We start from the raw sequence: 20,278 nt of genomic DNA, 5'->3' as shown, positions 1-20,278 counted from the left end.
TATTGCTCAAATGAAAAAGTTTTCGGAAATACGCAAAGAGTTTCATCAAATCGCAGAACTTTCTGGTAAAGAATATAAAACCGCCAAAAAAGTAGTTGAGATTCTTAAGAATTATAATTGTGAAATTGTTCCCAATATTGGAAACACCGGTATTTTAGCCATTTTCGATAGTGGAAAAGAAGGAAAAACCATTAGTTTTAGAGCAGAATTAGATGCACTTCCTATTCAAGAAGTTAATGATTTTGATTATAAATCCTTGACTGAGGGAGTTTCACACAAATGTGGCCACGATGGACATCTTACCTGTTTATTGGCCTTAGCTGAGAAATTAGATCAACAGCCACCTAATGTTGGAAGAGTGATCTTGCTTTTTCAATCAGCAGAAGAGAATGGCGAAGGCGCTTATGCCATATTCCATGATGAGAAATTTAAAGATTATCATCCTGACTTTATTTTTGCATATCACAACTTACCAGGCTACCCATTGAATGAAATCGTATATAAATATGATTCATTTACTCCAGCAGTCACCAGTATTATCATAAAATTAAACGGAAGAACATCACACGCTGCCGAACCCGAACATGGCGACAATCCCGCCTTGGCTATGTCTAAGATTATGCAACGAAGTTTAGCTATTGCTAAAAATGACATAAACGATAAGGATTTTTCTGTGGTAACTCCAATTTACCAAACTTTAGGAGCCAAAGATTATGGGATTTCGGCAGGCTATGGTGAACTTCATTTCACTTTGAGATGTTGGACACAGAAAGCACTGAATGAATTAGTAGAAAATATCAAAGAGATTTCTAAGAAAGAAGCCCAAAAAGAGTCGCTACAAGTTAGTTTCGATTTTACACAAGACTTTCAAGCGAATGAAAACCACGATGAAGCGGTGGATATTTTAGATCAAGTCATCAAGAAACATAATTTTAGTAATCAAAAACGAGCTTATCCATTTAAATGGGGAGAAGACTTTGGATTATTTACTCAAAACTTTAAGGGTGCTATGTTTGGAATTGGTTCTGGGGAAAATTGTCCTGCGCTTCACAATCCAGACTATGATTTCCCAGATGAATTAATCGATCATGCTTCGGATATTTTCTTTGCGATTCAAAAAGAAATTTTAGGTTAAACTAGATTAAAACTCAATTTATGCATCCATCTACCTATATTCAAATTAGCAAGTCTGCTTTTAAACAAAACTATGATTTCATACAATCTATACTCCTACCCAATGTTAAGTTTTCCTCTGTCATAAAAGGAAATGCTTATGGACATGGTATTGAAGTCATTGTTCCTGTGTTGGAGGAAATTGGAGTGAATCATTTTTCTGTTTTTAATGGTGATGAGGCATTTAGAGTAAAGCAGGTTTGTGGTCCAGATACCGAAATTATGGTCATGGGCATGTTGACTCCAGCTCAGCTAGAATGGGTAATTGAGAAAGATATTGAGTTTTATATTTTTGATATTCATCGTTTAGAGCAAGCGATTGAACTTTGTAAAGAACTAAATAAAAAAGCTAAAGTTCATTTCGAGATTGAAACCGGAATGAACCGTACAGGTTTATCTAATGATGATTTGAATCAAGCGGTTGAGTTACTTAAGAAAAATGCGGACTATTTAGAGCTTTATGGACTTTGTACTCACTTGGCGGGCGCGGAAAGCATTGCTAACTATTATCGCATTAAGAATCAGCTAATTAATTACAAAAAGACGCTTAAGCAGCTTAAAGCTATGGACATCGAACCAAAATATAGACATGTCTCGTGTTCTGCAGGAACGATTAGATTCCCTGAAACACAGTTTGATATGGTTCGAGTTGGTATAATGCAATATGGATTTTTCCCTACCAACGAGGTGATGATCAACTACCTTACTCAACATAAAGAAGTAGATGATCCATTGCGTCGTGGCTTAACTTGGAAAAGCCAAGTAATGAGTGTTAAAGAGGTTGCAACCGGAGAATTTATTGGTTATGGAACCGCCTATTTTGCAAGCAAAGACATGAAAATTGCCACGATACCAATAGGTTATGGTTATGGGTTTGCACGAGCTCTTACCAATCAAGGAAAGGTTTTGATACATGGTGAATATGCTCAAGTGGTAGGTATCGTAAACATGAATATTATCTCTGTTGACATTACTGATATTGATGACGTTCAAGTAGGAGATTCAGTTACCATCATCGGCCGCGATGGTGACAAAGACATCACCGTGTCATCATTTAGCGATATTAGTAACCAAGTGAACTATGAGCTTCTCACACGTCTGCCCAATGACATTCCCAGGGTTGTGGTGGATTAGACTTTGAAAAAGTAATTTTAAGTTTTAAAGAAAACTAGCATTAAAATTAAATATCAAAAGGTCTATTTTTCAGTATTTAATTCCTCGCTTAGCCCTTTTTCATCTACTACAAAAATATCTCTCCACACTTGTGGACGCTCATCTACTCGCCAAACAAAATCTGGTAATTTTCTTTGATCTTCGGGCAGTTTGCTTGGTGGATAAACCTTAGATTCAGCATTAATCCTACAAGCTAAAACATTAATTTCTCTTTCCTCGAAATCAGCTTCTACAATTCCACAATCTGAACGATTAATACCAATTAATTCTTTCACCGGTGGCAGATTAGAATTTGTGCTATCTTTTTTCTCCTCCTCCATATAGAGCAAGGTTTGAGCATTTCCTTCGCCTTGAACCCAATCTAATTGCTCATCAACAAAAAGTCCTAGCATTTCGCGGCTTTTCATTTGATGAAACTGAGTTTCAGTTATAGAATCTGTTTTGGAAATAGCAAACGCATTTTGTCTTACTTTCATCGAATCAAGGCGCTCTGCAACAGTATTAATGTAAACAGAAATCGTATCACCTGTAATTTGTCGATAACCACTCCAAACAACTGGTTTTCGAAAGAATCTCATCACACCTTTATCTTCTGCAAAAGAAATTGAATCTGCTTTTCCCTGAAGATTACTTTTAAAGAATTTAGCTTTGTGATAAGCTCTGATTAGATTCTTTTCATTTCGTTTGGTAGACATCAAAGTATCTGCATGTAAGTAAAGAGAATCTTTTTCAAAAGCTCTCACCGCATAAGCCTTCTGTGTAACATAACCCGAATCTTGTTGCTGGAAATACTCCCCAAAACCACCACGAATAAATTGTTTTTCCTTAGGATTATCAATCAAAACATCACCTGTTCCCTTTCCATATCCAGATGTTTGATTAAAATAAATATCATCTGCGGTTAAAACGGTTCCATCCATGTGAACAGAAGATCTATTTTCTAAAAAAGCCTCTTTTTTATTTAAGAAATACTTTCCTTTAGTCGTTCTAATGAATTGATTGGGATTCTTACGGTTTTGAATATAAGTATCATCAAAAAACTCCATATAATCTCCATCTGCATAATGGCGAATATTCTTACTTTCTATGTAATAATCCTTGTTTACAATTCGAACATCCTTATCGAATTTAATACTTTTTGTAACTAAGTCATACACACCTTCTTGGCTGGTAATCGTCTCATTATTAGAAACGATTGTTCCTCCGGTATTAAAATAAGCCTTTTGCGTATTTCTGTTATACTCTAATTTGTCTGTGTATAAAGTTTGCTCTGAATCTCTTAACACAACATCGCCCGTAGCTTTGGCGATTTTGGTATTTCCGTTATATTCTAAAGCATCAGAGGCAAGATGATTTTCTTGCATATCCAACTCCACATTAGAAAATGCCTTGAAGTAATTTTCTAATTCATAATAAACAACACTATCGGCTCTAAGAATTGCGCCGTCGTGTTCCAATATTACTTTTCCTGATAAAAGCAGATTTCCGTCGTATTTACCTGGAATCTTTTGAATTCTGTTGGAATGGATTTGTTTAATCTTCTTAGGTTTATTCTGAGCTAAAGCCATCATAGGCAATAACATTAAAACCCAGAAGAATTTAAACATTTTTAGGTTTTCTTGTACCATAAAAATACAACGAATGTTTTTCTATTTTAATATCAAATACTTCCTCAATCGTATCCTTAATGGTCTGGATTCTTGGATCGCAAAACTCTAAAACCTCCCCTGTATCGGTAAGCAGAATATGATCATGTTGTTTGTCGAAATAAGATTTCTCAAAATGCGCCTGATTATCACCAAACTGATGCTTACGAACCAATTTAGCTTCTAATAAAAGTTCTATAGTATTATATAAAGTGGCACGACTCACACGATATTTTTTATCTTTCATTCTCATGTAAAGCTCATCAATATCGAAATGATCGTTTACACGATAAATTTCTTCTAATATCGCATAACGCTCTGGCGTTTTACGGTGTTTATGCTCATCAAGAAAGTTGGTTAAAACCTCCCTAACTATTAAAACCTGATCGTCAATCGTTACTCTATCTAATTCTTTGCTATCCATGTTCAACCTTGAACCGACAAAAATACGAAATTATGTTCAATCTTGTTTTCTATTAATTTTTGTAACTCCTTCTACATTTTTCAATCGCTGCATCACACTATCTAAATGTGATTTATTGGCCACCGAAACCAAGATATTACCATTAAATATTCCATCTTCAGAAGAGAAATTAATACTCTTCATGTCGATATTTAAGTTATTGGATAAGACATCAGTAATATCTTTTACCAGTCCCATTCTATCAATACCTTTAATAATGATTTCAGTTCTAAAGGTGATTTGAGAAGAGTCTACCCATTTAGCCTTTTGAACTCTATAGGCGTAATTTGCCTGTAATTCAATAGCATTTGGACAAGTTAATTTATGAACTTTAATCCCTCGATTCACAGTTACGAAACCAAATACTTTATCACCAGGAATCGGATTACAACAATTAGCCAATGTATAATCTAGTTTCTTTTCTTCGTCACCAAAAACAATTAAATCTAATTTACCACTTGGCGGCATTACATATTCCTCCTTGGATTTACCAATAGATTTAGAACGGAAACGATTAATGAAACCAACAACTCCAGAATTCTTTTCTGCGAATCGCTTAATATCAGCGTTACTAATTTTACCTGTCAACACATGATAAAATAAATCCTGCGAAGTTCTTTCATTAAAGAAACTCACCATGTTGTTAATGGTTTTCTCGTTAGCCGTTAGCCTTAAGTGGCGTAGCTTACGCTCTAAAATCTCTTTTCCTTCCTCAGCCGATTGTCTTTTCTCTGCATTTAAGGCCGCTTTAATTTTGGATTTTGCACGCGAAGTTGTTACATAATCCAACCAATCTAATTTAGGTTGTTGATTCTTAGAAGTAATAATTTCTACTTGATCACCACTTCTCAACTCATGACTTAAAGGGTATAGCTTACCATTAACTTTTGCTCCCAAACAAGTATCTCCAATATTGGTGTGAATAGCATAGGCAAAGTCTAAAGAAGAAGCTCCTCTAGGCAATGAAATCAACTCACCCATCGGCGTAAACACATAAATTTCTTTGGTATATAAGTTAAGCTTAAAGTTATCAATAAACTCGGTAGTATCTTGTATATCTTGATTTTCAAGTATCTCCCTCACCTGAGAAATCCATTCATCAACTTTAGAATCTTCTACCTTATAGTTCTCTTTATACTTATAGTGAGCAGCAATACCTTTTTCTGCGATTTCATCCATTCGCTCCGAACGAATTTGAACTTCTACCCATTTACCATCATCTCCCATAACGGTAATGTGAAGTGATTCATAACCCGTAGGTTTTGGTTGTGTAATCCAGTCTCTTAAACGAGATGGATTTGGTTTATAAATATCCGTTACAATCGAATAAATCTTCCAAGCAATAAATTTCTCATTTTTCTTGTCAGAACGATAAATAATACGAATCGCAAACTTATCATACACCTGATCGAAGCTTACACCTTGGGTTTGCATTTTGCGATTGATGGAATGAATTGATTTAGAACGACCTTTAATTTGATATTCTAATCCTTCTTCGTCCAATCGATCTGAAATCGAATCACTAAATTTTTGAATGTATCTTTTTCTATCCTCCGCCGATTCTTTTAATTTCTTTTTAATGTCGGCGTAGTTCTCTGGTTGGGTATATTTTAAACTTAAATCTTCTAACTCACTTTTGATATTATACAATCCCATTCTATGCGCCAAGGGTGCATAAATAAAGACGGTTTCAGAGGCGATTTTGAGCTGTTTGTGCTGCGGCATAGCATCCAAAGTTCGCATGTTATGCAAACGGTCGGCAATCTTCACCAAGATAACTCTAACATCCTCTGATAAGGTTAAAAGCAATTTCCTAAAGTTCTCAGACTGAATAGATAACTCTTGATTATTTAAAACAGAGATTTTAGTCAATCCATCGATAATTTTGGCAATCTTTTTACCAAACATCGCCTCCATATCCTCTAGCGTGTATTCGGTATCTTCAACCACATCATGCATAAGTGCAGCTGCAATACTTGTTGCTCCTAAGCCAATTTCATCTGCAATGATTTTAGCCACCGCAATCGGATGATAGATATAGGGTTCTCCCGATTTCCTGCGCTGATGTTGGTGTGCATCGACCGCTAAATCAAAAGCCCTACGAATCAGTTTTTTATCATCTTCGTTTAGGTTGCGATATGTATTAAGCAATAAATCTCTATACCTTCTCGCTATTTCTGCGTTCTCCTCCTTAATTTGTTCCTCCGTCATAAAAAGATAATATTTGAATCAAAAGTGTTAAGTGCTAGGGTAAATTTACATTATTTAATTCAAATTTCAGAAGTTCAAATCCATGAATTATGTTATATGTATCGATTTTAAGCTATTAAGTTAAATCCATCAAGTCGATTTTTAAATTTGGTCTTATCTTTGTGTAAAATTAATCCATGAAAAAAATACTTTCTTTAGTTGTTTTGGTAGCAACGCTTCAATTCGGCTTTTCACAGATATCTGTAGGTTCTAATGTTACAGAAGGTAAGTGGCGTGTTGGTGGTGGTTTAGGATTAAACTTTGGTAACAATGGTTATTTTGGTTTAAACATAGCTCCATCTGCTGGTTATATGATTACTCCAAAATTAGAAGCAGGTGTTTCTGCTGGTTATCAATATAGTAAGAGTGATTATTATAAATCTAACTTGTTTTCAGGTGGACCTTATATGAATTATCATGTTTTTGATGGTTTATTTGCACGTGGTCACTTTGAACATTTTACAGGAAATCAAAAAATATTATCAAACAATCATGAGATTAGCATTGACGAAAGTGCACTTTGGTTAGGTGGTGGTTACTCTACACCTGGTCCAGTTCGTTTTCAAGTAGGTATTATGTACAATGTTTTGCATGATGAAGATGATAGTGTATTCAGTAGTCCAGTTCGCCCCTTTGGTGGTGTAGCAATATCTTTATAATTTATGGATAATATGATTCTAGTTTGGAGTGGGTTAATAGCCTTTATTGTCTTACTCCTATTTTTTGATTTATTCGTTCTTCACAAGAATGATAATATATCTAACAAGAAAACGGCGCGTGAAACTGCCTTTTGGATTTTAATGGCATTGGCGCAATCCATAGTTATATACTTTTTATACGATCGCGAAATTGTCGACAATCCTACCGAACTTACGGCTAAAGGAGCGGTAATGAAATACGTGACAGGTTACCTTGTCGAGTTATCACTATCAGTGGATAATCTATTCGTGATTGCGATGATCTTTAAATCCTATAAAATTCCGCTTAAATACCAGCACAAAGCTTTGTTCTGGGGAATTTTAGGTGCTATTTTCTTTAGAGGTTTAATGATTGCCGTAGGTGTTGTTTTATTCAACAAACTTACATGGATTCCTTATGTTTTCGGAGGTTTCTTAATCTTAACCGCCTTCAAAATGCTGTATGAGGAAATTACACATAAAGAAGAGGATGAGCACGTTAGAGAATCATTAGGAAATAGATTATTGAGTAAATATTTTAATTTTAGCTCTGGATTAGATGGAAATAAATTCTTTACCATTCAAAATGGAAGAAGATTAGCTACTCCTCTATTTGCAGCTTTAATCCTAATCGAGTTTACCGACATTATGTTCGCTGTGGATAGTATTCCAGCTATTTTAGCGATTACACAAGATGCATTGCTTGTTTTCTATGCAACCATTTTTGCAACCTTAGGTTTAAGGTCAATGTATTTCTTTTTAGCCAATATGCTAGAGAAGTTCCATTATCTTAAGTATAGTGTTTTCGTAATTTTGTTCTATATCGGTATCAAATTAATTTTAATGCACCATATAGATATTCCAGAATGGCTATCTTTAAGCGTGATTCTGTTGAGTATTACAGTAGGTGTTATAGTTTCTTTAATTAAGCAAAATGATTAATTTAATAGTTGCCGTTTCAGAGAATAACATCATTGGTAGAGACAACCAATTGATATGGCACATTTCAGAAGATTTAAAAAGATTTAAGCGATTAACGCTTGGCCATCCTATGATTATGGGTAGAAAAACTTTCGAGTCTTTCGGTAGTAAACCTTTACCCAAAAGACATCATTTTGTGGTTTCTAGTCAAGATCATGAAGATACAGATCAAGTAACTTGGCTTAAATCTTTGGAAGAAGCCATTGAAAAAGCTCAAGAACTAGACAACGAAATCTACATAATCGGTGGTGGAAGTATTTATGAGCAATCTATACATTTAGCCAACAAATTAGAAATCACACGCATTCACAAACATTTTGATGGAGATACTTATTTTCCAGAAATTCCGGAATATTTTGAGTGTATAGAAGATGAAAAACATTGGATTGAGACTTTGCCTTTCGAGTTTAGTTATAGAACCTACATCAATCGAAAAACTCAAAAACCGTAGATAGAAAAATAATTGATACACAATCTCATAAAAACCTAATTTCCATTGAAGTTAGGCTTTTATTTTTTTACTTAAATTTCATTTTTCAATTATTTACATTCAATAACAAACTGAGTATCAATAAGCTTTATAAATCGACAATTATTTAGTATATTGAGTCAGCTTTAAACATTCTATTAAACTTTTGTTAATTAGAGCTTCAGTAGAAATATATCTCGCCATTACGCGTTAAATTTATAATTCATTAGTTAATAATTTTATTTCATAGTTAAGCATTGCATAGCAATGTGCATTAAGAGGTTGATCAGGACGTTAAAAACTGCAGTCTATTATTCAAATTATTTTTGATATCAAGAAAATCATTTGAGTTCTAGCGTTTTTATACAGAACGAGGACCTCTTTCCTATTCTACCTACTTCAACTCCACAAAAGACTATTTAATTTTAATTCAATGAATAAATTTTTGAGCATTCTGCTTTCAAAATTGTAACTTTAGTTTTATTTTTTAATTATGAAGAAATTATTGTTATTAATTCCGGCGCTCTATCTCATGAGTTCGTGCGGAACCACCTCTGTTTCACAATCTAATCAAGTTCCCGTGAATGTAGATAAATATACTAGTTTTACGCTTACTACCGACTTATCTCAACTATCAGCTAACGAACGTAAGATGCTTCCTTATCTTATGAAAGCGGCTGATATTATGAATGAATTATTTTGGTATGAAGCTTATGGTAAAAAGAATGCCTTATTAGATTATCTAAAAGGTGACGCCAAGAAATTCGCTGAAATCAATTATGGCCCTTGGGATCGTTTAGCCGGCAATAAATCTTTTGTGAAAGGAATCAGCGACAAACCTTTGGGAGCAAATTTCTACCCAACCAACATGACAAAAGAAGAGTTCGAAGCAGCCAATCTAAAAGATGGAAATAGCTTATATACTTTTGTTCGAAGAGATTTAGAAGGAAACCTTTATACGATACCCTATCACGTGATGTTTGAGCCTGAAGTAAAAATGGCTGCAGATTATTTAAGACAAGCTGCAAGATATGCGGATGATCCAGGTTTAAAGAATTATTTACTTAAAAGAGCTGATGCTTTTTTAACCGATGAATATTACGAAAGCGATCTGGCTTGGATGGACATGAAAGACAACGGAATCGATATTGTAATTGGTCCAATTGAAACCTATGAAGATGCACTTTATGGTCAAAAAGCAGCGCACGAGGCTTATATACTTGTTAAGGATAAGGAATGGAGCAAGCGATTAGAGAAATACGCAGACTTCTTACCTGAACTACAAAAGAATTTACCTGTGGATACTAAATATAAGCAAGAAACTCCAGGAAGTGATTCTGATTTAAATGCTTATGATGTAATTTATTATGCTGGTGACTGTAATGCCGGTAGTAAAACAATTGCGATTAATTTGCCTAATGATGAACAAGTTCAATTAGAGAAAGGAACACGTCGTTTACAACTTAAGAACGCTATGCAAGCTAAGTTTGATAAAATTTTAGTTCCGATTTCGAATGAATTGGTAACGCCAGAACAAAGAAAACATGTGAAGTTTGATGCTTTTTTCGCAAATACAATGTTCCATGAAGTTGCTCACGGTTTAGGAATTAAAAACACTGTGAATGGTAAAGGAAGCGTTCGTGAAGCTTTAAAAGAGCATGCATCAGCTTTAGAAGAAGGGAAAGCAGATATTTTAGGCTTATATATGGTAAATCAACTTCTTAAGAAAGGCGAATTAGAAGGAGATATAAAAGACTATATGGTGACTTTTATGGCGGGAATCTTTAGATCTGTTAGATTTGGAGCTAGTTCTGCCCATGGTAAAGCCAATATGATTCGTTTTAATTTCTTTAAAGAGAAAAATGCTTTTACACAAAAAGCAGATGGTACCTATCAGGTTAACTTCGACCAAATGGAAGTTGCTATGAACGAACTTTCTGAATTAATTCTTGAGCTTCAAGGAAATGGAGATTACGAAGGTGTAGAAGAATTGGTAAACACCAAAGGAATTATCCCAGCTGATTTACAAGCAGATTTACAACGTTTAAATGATGCAGGAATTCCAGTGGATGTTGTATTTAATCAAGGAATGCAATATTTAAAATAATTTACTTTAATATTTAAAAATCAAAAATCCCTGAACATTAATTTGCTCAGGGATTTTCATTTGGCTTAAACTCAACTTAAACCTTATGGCGTTAATTAATATTAAACATCCATACTCTCTCCTATTCCTAATAGAAGTAATTCTTTGTTTGCAGCTTTAAAGGTTTCTTTAGCCGACTCATGGTCTATCTTAATCGGTGGAAAGGTATCATAATGACAACCTAATACTTTGTCACATTCAACAAAATCTGCCGCCATGCTAGCTGCTTTAGCGTCCATAGTGAAGTTATCTCCTATAGGAAGAATAGCTAAATCAATCTTACCACACAATAATGGAATAAGCTTCATATCATATGTCAAGGCAGTATCTCCTGCGATGTAAATAGTTTTACCATCAGCTTGCAATACATATCCATTTGGGTTTCCGCCATAAGTACCATCAGGGAACACACTCGAATGATGTGCAACCACACTGGTTAATCTACCAAATGGAAAGTCAAAACTTCCACCTGTGTTCATTCCATGGCCTTGATAACCTTTTTTATCGTAATACGTAACAATCTCAAAATTCGAAATGATTTTAGAATTACCCAAAGTGGCTAAATTTTCAACGTCAGCAATATGATCTTCATGTGCATGCGTTAATAAAATATAATCTGGATGGAATTGAGAAGCTTTAATTTTATCATTCAAAGGATTGCCAGAAATAAATGGATCGACCATTATTTTATGATTTTCTGTTTCTATCCAAAGACTGTTGTGACCTAAATAGGTAATTTTCATTTTGATATTATTTTTAAGTATTCGTATTCTTTTTATTCAATAACGGTTCCGTTGGGCAAAATTGCATCTTTCTTAACCACTACAATACCGTCTACAATTTTATAGGCTTTCGTTTCACGTTCCTCTAAACTACTGCTACCGATAATCCTTACATCATCCCCAACCCTAACATTTTTATCTAAAATAGCATTTTTAATATTACATCTCTCGCCAATTCCCATTGCTGGAATTCCCTTTTCATTAAATTCCTCAATATCTTCTATGGTTTCATAATAATCGCTTCCCATAATATAGGTGTCATAAATATTACTTCCACGTCCGATTCTAGTTCTGATTCCAATCACACTATGCTCAATTCTACTTGCATGGCAAATAGCACCTTCAGATAAAACTACATTCTCCAAAGAAGTTCCAACCACTTTGGCCGGCGGAAGCATACGCGCGTGCGTAAAAATAGAATTTTCGTTGTCGTATAAATTAAATTGAGGTAGATTATTTGTTAAATCTAAATTCGCCTCGTGAAAAGAGGAAATAGTTCCGATATCTGTCCAATATCCCTCGTATTGATATGAATTGATTTTATACTTACCAATCGAAGCTGGAATGATATTTTTACCGAAATCCGCTCCTTCATTTTCAGATAATAAATCTCTTAACACCTTTTTATTAAAGAGATAAATCCCCATCGAAGCTAGATAATTTCTTCCTTCTGATTTCATTTTATCCCCTGTTTCTGAAGTCCAATCTTTTAATTGATCTGCATTGGGTTTCTCAATAAAAGAAGTAATATTATCATTTTCATCAGTTTTCATAATGCCAAATCCTGTAGCATCCTCGGCATCCACTGGAATGGTAGCAATCGAAACATCAGCTTCAAAATTAACGTGATCTTCTAGCATTTTCTGAAAATCCATTTGATATAGCTGGTCACCTGATAAGATTAAAACATAATCATGATCGGTGGTGCTAAAATGCTGAAAACTTTGACGAACTGCATCCGCTGTACCTTGATACCATTCGCTACTATCTACGGTTTGTTCGGCGGCTAGAATATCCACAAAACCTCGACTAAACAAGTCAAACGTATAACTATTCTTAATATGTCGGTTGAGCGAAGCCGAATTAAATTGTGTTAAAACATAAATCTTATTAATTCTAGAGTTCAAGCAGTTTGAGATAGGAATATCTACCAAGCGATATTTACCCGCTACAGGCACAGCTGGCTTCGATCTTTGTTCGGTGAGCGGGTGTAATCTTGTACCTCTACCTCCACCTAGAATAAGTGCTAATGTCCTTCTGTGTGCTTTATCTAAATTCTTCATATAGTTTCATGTATTTTTTAGCTGAAGTTTCCCAAGAAAAATCTTGTTTCATTATAAATTTTCTAGTCTTTTGAAATCTTTCTTTATCCTCATACAACTCAGTGGCACGATAAAAAGAATGCAACAAGTCGTCGGTATTAAGGTTTATAAATCGAATTCCATTTCCACCTTCATCATTTATGTCTTTCACCGAATCTAATAAACCTCCTACAGTTCGTACGATTGGAACAGTGCCATATCTCAATGCATAGAATTGATTTAAACCACAAGGCTCAAATCTAGATGGCATAATTAAAAAGTCTGATCCGGCATATACCTTATGTGCTAAAGCCTCATTATAACCGATAAAGCAATTAAACCTTCCATCGGTAAATATTTTCATTTGCTCTAAACCATTGGCTAATTGATTATCTCCACTTCCTAAGATAAGGAAATTAATCTTCGAATCATAATTGGTAAGCGCTTTCCAAATGGCATCTGATAATACATCAGCTCCTTTTTGATCTACAAACCTTCCAATGAAAGAGATGATAGGATAATCGGAATTAAACCCAAAATAATCACAAAGTTGCTGCTTGTTTCTTTTTTTACCTTCCTCTACTGTCTTTCTCGAATAAGGATGATCTAATTTGTTGTCAGTAGCTGGATTCCATTCTTCTATGTCAATACCATTTAAAATACCCACACATTTTTTTCTTTCATGCCTCAACAAACCACTTAAGCTCGAATCTCCTTCCATTAACTCTTTCATATATTGAGGAGAAACTGTAGTCACACGCCAAGCAGTTTTAATTGCGGTTGCCATAGCATGAAGTGTATTATCAAATTCCAACAATGGTAAATCCCAAGTATTAAACCATGGGAAATAATCTACCACATCCCACGACATCTGTCCTTGGTATTGTCCATTATGAATAGTGAAAATACTAGGTATATTTCTAAATCTAGGATATTGATGTGCGTGCTTCATGAAAAACGGAACAAATCCGGTATGATAATCATGACAGTGGATTACATCTGGTAAAAGAGCCCATTGATGAATCCAATTTAAAGCAGCGATTTGAAAAGCTGTAAAGAAATAAGGGTCATTTCTATAGCCATAAACTTCTTCTCTATGCGTGAACCCTTCTATTTGAACCAAAAAAACAGGAAATCCTAAGTCATCATTCTTAAGGATTTTCACAAATAGCTGTCGATTCCCGAAAGGCATGGTGGTTTCGTAATCCATAATAAGCTTACGAGTTTTGGTAAATTCATTTTCAACAAATGGCATCACGACCATCGACTGTACACCATCTAAATTATTAAGGTATTTGGGCAAGGCTCCCACCACATCTGCCAGGCCTCCTACCTTGGCAACGGGATAACATTCCGCAGAAAGATGAACTATTTGCATATCCATTATTTTGTTTAAAGATAGAAAAATTTATGATATAATTAAATGATAAACATCGGTTTTAATCAAAGTCAACTAGCGGTAAAATCTTTTTATTTAAGCTAATATTTAAGATTAAAATTAGGTTAATAAATCTATGATTTTAGGAATAAAAATGATCATTCCAATGATAAAACTAGACAAGGCTAAAATCAATACAGCGGCGGCAGCCATATCTTTGATATGACCAATGTTAGGGTTAAATTCGGGATGCATAGTGTCTAAATATTTCTCAACAACTGTGTTGGCAATTTCCGCAGATAAAACCAGGGCTATACATATAATTATAAATATCCATTCGATCCAATTTAAGGAGAAAATTAAACCCATAATTATCACCAACAAGCTAGCTGCTAAATGAATCCTCATATTCATCTCTGACTTGATAACCTCGCGGATACCATTCAAAGCATATCCAAAACTTTTGAGCCTAGCCTTCATTTTATAATATTTTTAAAGCTTCTATCGAATTTAATCTAATCCCTTAAATTACAATTTTTATCTTTGAATTAATTAAAGTCAGCTCAAGAATTAGAAATTAAAACCAAACTATGATCAAAAGTATGTTATTCGTGTTTTTAGGAGGAGGATTAGGAAGCATGCTTCGTTTTGGGGTTTCTCAATTTCTTAATACAGATTTCCCATACGGAACTCTACTAGTAAATCTGCTGGGAAGCTTATTGATTGGTCTGTTTTTAGGATTATTTGAAAGGCAGCTTATAACCCAAACTCTATTGCTTTTATTAGCCACAGGTTTTTGTGGAGGATTCACCACATTTTCGGCATTTGCAGCAGAGAATCTAAAACTACTCGAAACCGGCCACACAGCGCAATTCTTGGTCTATAGCTTAGGTAGTTTAGTTTTAGGAGTTTTAATGGTATTAGTAGGCTTTAAAATCGCTAAATTCATCTAATAAAAAAACCTCACTATATTTCTATAGCGAGGCTCAAAAATCATAGGTTAAATGGTTTTATTTTAAAATAACTTTTTTGTTTACTTTCATGTTATCATTAGAAATAACTACAAAATAAACACCCTTCGCCATTCCTTCTACAGAAATAGCTTGGCCGTTAAACTGAGCTGTTTTCACTAAACTACCAAGGGTATTATAGATTTCCACCTGAGCCGCGTCAACTCCTTGAATATAGAATCTATCAGCTACTGGATTTGGATAAACCTGAACTTTGTTAATTGCTAAAACAATATCTGAAGTATTTAATCCTTCTACACTGTTGTCGTAGAAGCCATTCGAACCAATTCCAGCATTAAAAGTAGCTACTAAACTTCCTGTCTCTTTGCTGTAAGCTCTAATAATCGACGCCTGAGTAAATCCATTAGAATCAGAAGTTAAAATATAATCGTCTACTACTCCAAAGCCATAAAGCGTGCTCCAAGCGTTATCTGGCACAGAAGTAACCAAACTTGGTTCGCTCATTAAATTATCTTCTACACTAAAAATATCAGTACTATTCCCAATGAAATATAATTTCCCTTCTGAATAAGCAATTTTACCAGCACCAGTGATATCCTCTGCAATTATAGTTGCAGCTAAAGATAAATCTGTTGCATCAATTTTATTAATTACCGTTCCGTTGGCAGTTGATGAAAGCGTATAAAGAAAATCTCCATTAGAAATAATTCCATTGATTCCTTCATCCACTTCCAAAATAGAATTCAATGTGTTGGTTGTTGCATCAATAACAGCCACAGAGTTTCCGCTTCCCCAGTTTCCTTGCTGAACAAATACATAGTTACCCGCAACTTCTACATTATTAACCGATCCTAACTGCTCTATCTTAGTTATAAAGCTTCTATCAGCTTCATTATAAATACTTACGTAACGTCCGCTTGAGTTTGAAACAAACAACTTGTCATTCGCAAATCCAATAAATCTTGGAAGACTAATTTGTTCTGTAATCACATCGATTTTCTCAAAACTAGCTCTATCTACAACAACAATTTTATTAGAATTATTCATTACTAAATAAGCCTTATCTCCATGAATTCTTATGTGCTGCAACACGTCACCTAATGGCTCATTATTCACAGCTTGATAAATATTATTGCTAATTTCATACGTATCTTGATCAATGTAAGACACATCAGCATTAGGAGAACCAAAGTTTCCTTCATTTGAAATTAAAACACCGTTGTCGTATTGGGCATTTAATAATTGACCCACTAGAATTAAACCCAAAAAGTTAATTTTGAGGAAATTGTACATGTTTTTCATATTTAAATTTTAAAGATTTATTTTCAATTGAAGACCATAGTTACGCATAGGCATTGGTCTATACAAAAGCGGTTGATAGTAGTAATTGAAAAGATTGTTTACCTTAAATCCAAGGTTAATTCTATAATTACTACCAAATTCATAGTTTACACCCGCATTCCAGACTTGGTATTTGTCTATTTTGAACATTTCTGATTCATCTGTGGTAGAGAAAACCTCTCCCACATACATACCTTGTAGAAACCAAGAAAAATCTTTGTAAGCATGTGTTAAAGCCACATTTGCTTTATGATAAGGGACATAACTCAATTGTTTTTCGGTTGCTTTGTTTCTAGAAATGGTATAGGAATAGTTAGCGTTCAATTGAAGATGGTGATTAGCAAATGATTTTTGAAGATGCGTAAATACTTCAACTCCTTTTGAAATTACTTCATCGGTATTCATAGGCGACCATACAAATCCATTCATAGGCACCCAACGAATCATATCGCTGATATCGTTATAATACAAATTAACTCCAAGCGTGTTTTTCTTCCAGGTAAAATTTTGACCCAATTCAAATTGAAGACTATTTTCTGCTTTTAAGTCCAAATTCCCGCCTGGCTCCCAATACAAGTCATTAAAACTAGGAACTCTATAGTTTTTAGAAATATTAAATTTCGCTTCATAAAACTTAATTGGACTATAATTTACACCAAAGGAATACAATAATGGGCTTTCATAATCCTCCGTAAACTCAGTTCTAATTCCAGCTTCATAATAAAGTTTATCCAACAACTGATGCGACATCAATAAAGCTAGGTTCAACGTATTTCTTTGTGGATTCACAATACCATTACCATCGCCTTTAGCTCTATCAATGGTATATTCAGCAAGAAAAGAAGTATTGAGCTGGTTGTTAACTCTAAATGTACCATCATACTTTCCGATAAGCGAATTCAGCTTACCATGAGATGTAGGATCATCTTCTAATCTATCATAAAATTTAAAATCCTCATTTAGAAAGGCTAACTTAAAATTAGAATTCAATCGATTCCAACGATTTTCCCATGTCAATAATCCTCTAAAATTTTGGTTTTCGTATTTGGTTTTGGTTGCATATTCTTCAACAATTGCAAAATGACGTTCATCTTGATAAGCTTGCAAGAACAAAGAGAACTGATTTCTTGCATCTAACTTATAACCCAAACTTCCATCGAATGTATTATTCCAAAATTGTCCATTACGATTAATATAATTTTTGGATTCAATCTCAAAGTCATTGTCCGAAGAGTTTCTTGCATAAGAAAGATTATAACTCAATCTATCATTAGAATTAGAGAATTTTCCAGCTAATCCTAAAGTATTAAAACTTCCATATTTTGCTAAAAGATCAACTCCTAGACCTTTTCTAAATTTTAAATTATTATTTAAATGCACACTTCCTCCAATCGCTCCCGAGCCATAAATAACGCTACCTCCTCCTGGTTTAATAGCGATTTCGTCATAATTAATTCCAGTTCCTGAATTAAAATCAGATTGCCCCAAGAATCTTGAATTAATACTGATTCCATTCCATAAAACAGAAGTTTGCTGTGCCGTAGTTCCTCTAAAACTTGGCGACGAAACCATTCCTACACCATTCTCCTTGAAATAAATAGAAGAATTAAGGTTTAATAAATCTGTTAGTGAATTTGAGTTTTTTGTTATGACAGAATCATTCAAAATCAAAACTTGCTGTGTTTTGGATTGATTTTTAAGTCTTGAATCCGACACAATCACATCACTTAAATGAATAGTATCCATCTGAGCTTCAACCGATGAAGCTAATAAAATAAAAAGCAGGAAATAATATATTCTCATATCAGTTTACCTTTTTTCCCGAAGGTTATTTATACATAATATGGCAGGTCTCCTGGCTTGTTTTTGATAAATCGGCCTTCCCAAACGTTTGAGCTGTTCAGTGGCTTGAATGATTTACCTTAATAAAACTTACAGTTGCGGGTACAGCAGCGGAATTTAACCGCTTTCCCTTTTCATTCCGACTTTAAACCGGAACACCATTCGGCGACAAAATTAAACATATTAATCTAATTTTAGAGCATTTAATTTTAAAATTAAAGTCAAGCTTTTAAAGAAACTTCTTCTATCAAATGAAATTCCGTCCTGGCGATATTTACCATGTTGATTCTCTTGTGTTCAACAGATAAGTTCTATTCTCTTGCGCATCTAAGTACGAGAATCTACCTATGGCTGTTCCTCAAAAGTTGGCATTTTCATGACAGCATCTATGGATCTTAAACTTAAGGAAACCAAAGACTTGATTGAATTTAATAATAATTTAATAATCAAATTTGGATTAAAGCACTGTGCATTTCACTCTTAGTTTATTAAAGACACAGAAACCCTATCATGTAGAAATGCTCTTTAAGTCTAAAGAACAAGATAGAATTGAAGAATTATTATAAAAATATGCCGTGATGGTAACCAACGAAATGTTGCAAATCATTCCACCTGAAGATTATCCAACAAACTGATTTTAGGCACTTTAATAATATCTAGGCTGAAGGAAGTTTTCTAAATCGATGATTAACCCAAAATGATCGGTATTAGAAGATGAATGATATTGTGCGTGTGCATATTCAAGTCTAAACGAGCTAATTCTAAGTCCAAAGCCTGCAGTGAAACCAGAGAAATTCTTAGTGGCATCTGTACTCAACTCATTTCCTCTTTTGAAATTATATCCAAATCTAAGATTAAATCCAGCTTGAGGAAAAAACTCTGCTCCTAATGAAAGGTGATCGATTGCTTTTCGCATTTTCGATACTTCTCTTCCATCCTCTTTATATTGCTCGGAAATATCAAATTTCTGTAGGTCATGTAAAGTTGCCGTAACCTCTAATGGCACATGTTCTAATTTATGAGAAATACCCAAATTAACTTGAATAGGCAAAGGCTCTTTTAAATTATCATAAGGTTTAAACTGGGTACCAATGTTACGTATAGAAAGCGCAACATTGGTATCGTAGTCTATATCATGAAAAACAACTCCTAAATCCATTGCCGCCGCATAACTGGTATAAGATTCAATCTGCGAGTGGATGTATTTAAGGTTGGCTCCTACTGTAAAAAAGTCATTTAGATTATGTGCATATCCTAAGGTGATCGCCGCATCTTTAGCATTAAAATCACCGGTTACATTTCCTATTTCATCAGCAGCAATAAATTCTCCATAGTCCACATATTGCCCGTGAATTGAGAAAAAATTTCGCTTATTGTATTGATACACATAAGACGCCGTACCCGATTGTATATCAGTTAAATAATTAACGTAATTAATTGCTAACTTAGAATGTGTTTCTGGGTTCATCAAGGCAGGATTCCACAAGCTCATATTAGGATCAGAATCCCACATAGATTGTGCATTTCCACCCAAGGCCGCCTGACGTGGTGAGGTGGTAATATTCAAGAATTCGTACACACGTGTACCATCTTGCGCTGCAACGTGTAGCAACATGCCGAATGTAAAACAGAAAGCAATACTGAATCTATACATCAGTTATTAAAACTAAATATGATGACTTTTC

General features: G+C 34.3%; 17 protein-coding genes and 1 riboswitch. Of the genes, 7 read left to right on the top strand and 10 right to left on the bottom strand.

Annotated features, from left to right (window positions below; translation table 11 throughout):
• The first annotated feature begins 10 nt into the window (after positions 1-10).
• Positions 11-1,135, top strand: a complete 1,125-nt coding sequence (locus tag NLM59_RS07060) for an amidohydrolase (RefSeq protein WP_304417058.1) — start codon at positions 11-13, stop codon at positions 1,133-1,135.
• Positions 1,136-1,155: 20 nt separating this feature from the next.
• Positions 1,156-2,307, top strand: coding sequence for an alanine racemase (gene alr, locus NLM59_RS07055; protein WP_304417057.1), 1,152 nt, complete (start codon positions 1,156-1,158; stop codon positions 2,305-2,307).
• Positions 2,308-2,369: 62 nt separating this feature from the next.
• On the opposite strand, the gene NLM59_RS07050 is transcribed toward alr, so the two are convergent.
• The 3 genes from NLM59_RS07050 to NLM59_RS07040 are packed head-to-tail and all read right to left on the bottom strand — an operon-like array spanning position 2,370 to position 6,666.
• On the bottom strand, positions 2,370-3,953 hold the full coding sequence (locus tag NLM59_RS07050; RefSeq protein ID WP_304417056.1) for an OstA-like protein: 1,584 nt from the start codon (positions 3,951-3,953) through the stop codon (positions 2,370-2,372).
• On the bottom strand, positions 3,946-4,416 hold the full coding sequence (locus NLM59_RS07045; protein WP_304417055.1) for a Fur family transcriptional regulator: 471 nt from the start codon (positions 4,414-4,416) through the stop codon (positions 3,946-3,948). The genes NLM59_RS07050 and NLM59_RS07045 overlap by 8 nt, the downstream gene beginning before the upstream one ends.
• Positions 4,417-4,452: 36 nt before the next feature.
• The gene (locus NLM59_RS07040) at positions 4,453-6,666 is read right to left on the bottom strand and encodes a RelA/SpoT family protein (RefSeq protein ID WP_304417054.1); all 2,214 of its coding nucleotides are present in this window, start codon (positions 6,664-6,666) and stop codon (positions 4,453-4,455) included.
• A gap of 176 nt (positions 6,667-6,842) precedes the next feature.
• On the opposite strand from NLM59_RS07040, the gene NLM59_RS07035 reads away from it, so the two are divergent.
• From NLM59_RS07035 to NLM59_RS07020, 4 genes are all read left to right on the top strand, one after another.
• Positions 6,843-7,364: a hypothetical protein gene (locus tag NLM59_RS07035; protein ID WP_304417053.1), complete on the top strand. Its 522-nt coding sequence runs from the start codon at positions 6,843-6,845 to the stop codon at positions 7,362-7,364.
• A gap of 3 nt (positions 7,365-7,367) precedes the next feature.
• Positions 7,368-8,324, top strand: a complete 957-nt coding sequence (locus NLM59_RS07030) for a TerC/Alx family metal homeostasis membrane protein (RefSeq protein ID WP_304417052.1) — start codon at positions 7,368-7,370, stop codon at positions 8,322-8,324.
• Entirely contained in the window at positions 8,317-8,814 is a 498-nt protein-coding gene (locus NLM59_RS07025; protein WP_304417051.1) for a dihydrofolate reductase, read from the top strand. The genes NLM59_RS07030 and NLM59_RS07025 overlap by 8 nt, the downstream gene beginning before the upstream one ends.
• Before the next feature lie 511 nt (positions 8,815-9,325).
• The gene (locus tag NLM59_RS07020) at positions 9,326-10,939 is read left to right on the top strand and encodes a dipeptidyl-peptidase 3 family protein (RefSeq protein WP_304417050.1); all 1,614 of its coding nucleotides are present in this window, start codon (positions 9,326-9,328) and stop codon (positions 10,937-10,939) included.
• Positions 10,940-11,040: 101 nt separating this feature from the next.
• Here the strand turns inward: NLM59_RS07020 and NLM59_RS07015 are convergent, their stop codons facing one another.
• The 4 genes from NLM59_RS07015 to NLM59_RS07000 form a co-directional block, all read right to left on the bottom strand.
• Entirely contained in the window at positions 11,041-11,721 is a 681-nt protein-coding gene (locus NLM59_RS07015; RefSeq protein WP_304417049.1) for a metal-dependent hydrolase, read from the bottom strand.
• A gap of 32 nt (positions 11,722-11,753) precedes the next feature.
• Positions 11,754-13,043: a glucose-1-phosphate adenylyltransferase gene (locus NLM59_RS07010; protein ID WP_304417048.1), complete on the bottom strand. Its 1,290-nt coding sequence runs from the start codon at positions 13,041-13,043 to the stop codon at positions 11,754-11,756.
• Positions 13,027-14,439, bottom strand: coding sequence for a glycogen synthase (locus NLM59_RS07005; RefSeq protein WP_304417047.1), 1,413 nt, complete (start codon positions 14,437-14,439; stop codon positions 13,027-13,029). Before NLM59_RS07005 ends, NLM59_RS07010 begins: the two co-directional genes overlap by 17 nt.
• Positions 14,440-14,559: 120 nt before the next feature.
• The gene (locus tag NLM59_RS07000; protein WP_304417046.1) at positions 14,560-14,919 is read right to left on the bottom strand and encodes a diacylglycerol kinase family protein; all 360 of its coding nucleotides are present in this window, start codon (positions 14,917-14,919) and stop codon (positions 14,560-14,562) included.
• Between the two features lie 110 nt (positions 14,920-15,029).
• Here NLM59_RS07000 and crcB point away from each other — a divergent pair, with 110 nt between their 5' ends.
• Complete coding sequence (gene crcB, locus NLM59_RS06995; RefSeq protein ID WP_369426778.1) at positions 15,030-15,392, top strand: fluoride efflux transporter CrcB; 363 nt, start codon at positions 15,030-15,032, stop codon at positions 15,390-15,392.
• 57 nt (positions 15,393-15,449) lie between these two features.
• On the opposite strand, the gene NLM59_RS06990 is transcribed toward crcB, so the two are convergent.
• From NLM59_RS06990 to porQ, 3 genes are all read right to left on the bottom strand, one after another.
• Positions 15,450-16,703: a DUF5074 domain-containing protein gene (locus NLM59_RS06990; RefSeq protein WP_304417045.1), complete on the bottom strand. Its 1,254-nt coding sequence runs from the start codon at positions 16,701-16,703 to the stop codon at positions 15,450-15,452.
• Between the two features lie 18 nt (positions 16,704-16,721).
• On the bottom strand, positions 16,722-18,554 hold the full coding sequence (locus tag NLM59_RS06985) for a TonB-dependent receptor plug domain-containing protein (RefSeq protein WP_304417044.1): 1,833 nt from the start codon (positions 18,552-18,554) through the stop codon (positions 16,722-16,724).
• Positions 18,555-18,579: 25 nt separating this feature from the next.
• Positions 18,580-18,771: riboswitch (cobalamin riboswitch) on the bottom strand.
• Between the two features lie 468 nt (positions 18,772-19,239).
• Positions 19,240-20,247, bottom strand: coding sequence for a type IX secretion system protein PorQ (gene porQ / locus NLM59_RS06980; RefSeq protein WP_304417043.1), 1,008 nt, complete (start codon positions 20,245-20,247; stop codon positions 19,240-19,242).
• Positions 20,248-20,278: the final 31 nt, after the last annotated feature.

Origin of the sequence: Profundicola chukchiensis, from assembly GCF_029664245.1 — a bacterium.
Lineage (GTDB): Bacteria > Bacteroidota > Bacteroidia > Flavobacteriales > Weeksellaceae > Profundicola > Profundicola chukchiensis.
Note: the sequence above shows the minus strand (reverse complement) of the source record. Positions and strands in the feature narration are given on the sequence as shown.

What these genes read in the sequence shown, in the direction of transcription:
- NLM59_RS07060 (WP_304417058.1), top strand. Translation starts at nt 11, where the DNA reads ATGAAAAAGTTTTCGGAAATACGCAAAGAGTTTCATCAAATCGCAGAA.
- alr (WP_304417057.1), top strand. Translation starts at nt 1,156, where the DNA reads ATGCATCCATCTACCTATATTCAAATTAGCAAGTCTGCTTTTAAACAA.
- NLM59_RS07050 (WP_304417056.1), bottom strand. Translation starts at nt 3,953, where the DNA reads ATGTTTAAATTCTTCTGGGTTTTAATGTTATTGCCTATGATGGCTTTA.
- NLM59_RS07045 (WP_304417055.1), bottom strand. Translation starts at nt 4,416, where the DNA reads ATGGATAGCAAAGAATTAGATAGAGTAACGATTGACGATCAGGTTTTA.
- NLM59_RS07040 (WP_304417054.1), bottom strand. Translation starts at nt 6,666, where the DNA reads ATGACGGAGGAACAAATTAAGGAGGAGAACGCAGAAATAGCGAGAAGG.
- NLM59_RS07035 (WP_304417053.1), top strand. Translation starts at nt 6,843, where the DNA reads ATGAAAAAAATACTTTCTTTAGTTGTTTTGGTAGCAACGCTTCAATTC.
- NLM59_RS07030 (WP_304417052.1), top strand. Translation starts at nt 7,368, where the DNA reads ATGGATAATATGATTCTAGTTTGGAGTGGGTTAATAGCCTTTATTGTC.
- NLM59_RS07025 (WP_304417051.1), top strand. Translation starts at nt 8,317, where the DNA reads ATGATTAATTTAATAGTTGCCGTTTCAGAGAATAACATCATTGGTAGA.
- NLM59_RS07020 (WP_304417050.1), top strand. Translation starts at nt 9,326, where the DNA reads ATGAAGAAATTATTGTTATTAATTCCGGCGCTCTATCTCATGAGTTCG.
- NLM59_RS07015 (WP_304417049.1), bottom strand. Translation starts at nt 11,721, where the DNA reads ATGAAAATTACCTATTTAGGTCACAACAGTCTTTGGATAGAAACAGAA.
- NLM59_RS07010 (WP_304417048.1), bottom strand. Translation starts at nt 13,043, where the DNA reads ATGAAGAATTTAGATAAAGCACACAGAAGGACATTAGCACTTATTCTA.
- NLM59_RS07005 (WP_304417047.1), bottom strand. Translation starts at nt 14,439, where the DNA reads ATGCAAATAGTTCATCTTTCTGCGGAATGTTATCCCGTTGCCAAGGTA.
- NLM59_RS07000 (WP_304417046.1), bottom strand. Translation starts at nt 14,919, where the DNA reads ATGAAGGCTAGGCTCAAAAGTTTTGGATATGCTTTGAATGGTATCCGC.
- crcB (WP_369426778.1), top strand. Translation starts at nt 15,030, where the DNA reads ATGATCAAAAGTATGTTATTCGTGTTTTTAGGAGGAGGATTAGGAAGC.
- NLM59_RS06990 (WP_304417045.1), bottom strand. Translation starts at nt 16,703, where the DNA reads ATGTACAATTTCCTCAAAATTAACTTTTTGGGTTTAATTCTAGTGGGT.
- NLM59_RS06985 (WP_304417044.1), bottom strand. Translation starts at nt 18,554, where the DNA reads ATGAGAATATATTATTTCCTGCTTTTTATTTTATTAGCTTCATCGGTT.
- porQ (WP_304417043.1), bottom strand. Translation starts at nt 20,247, where the DNA reads ATGTATAGATTCAGTATTGCTTTCTGTTTTACATTCGGCATGTTGCTA.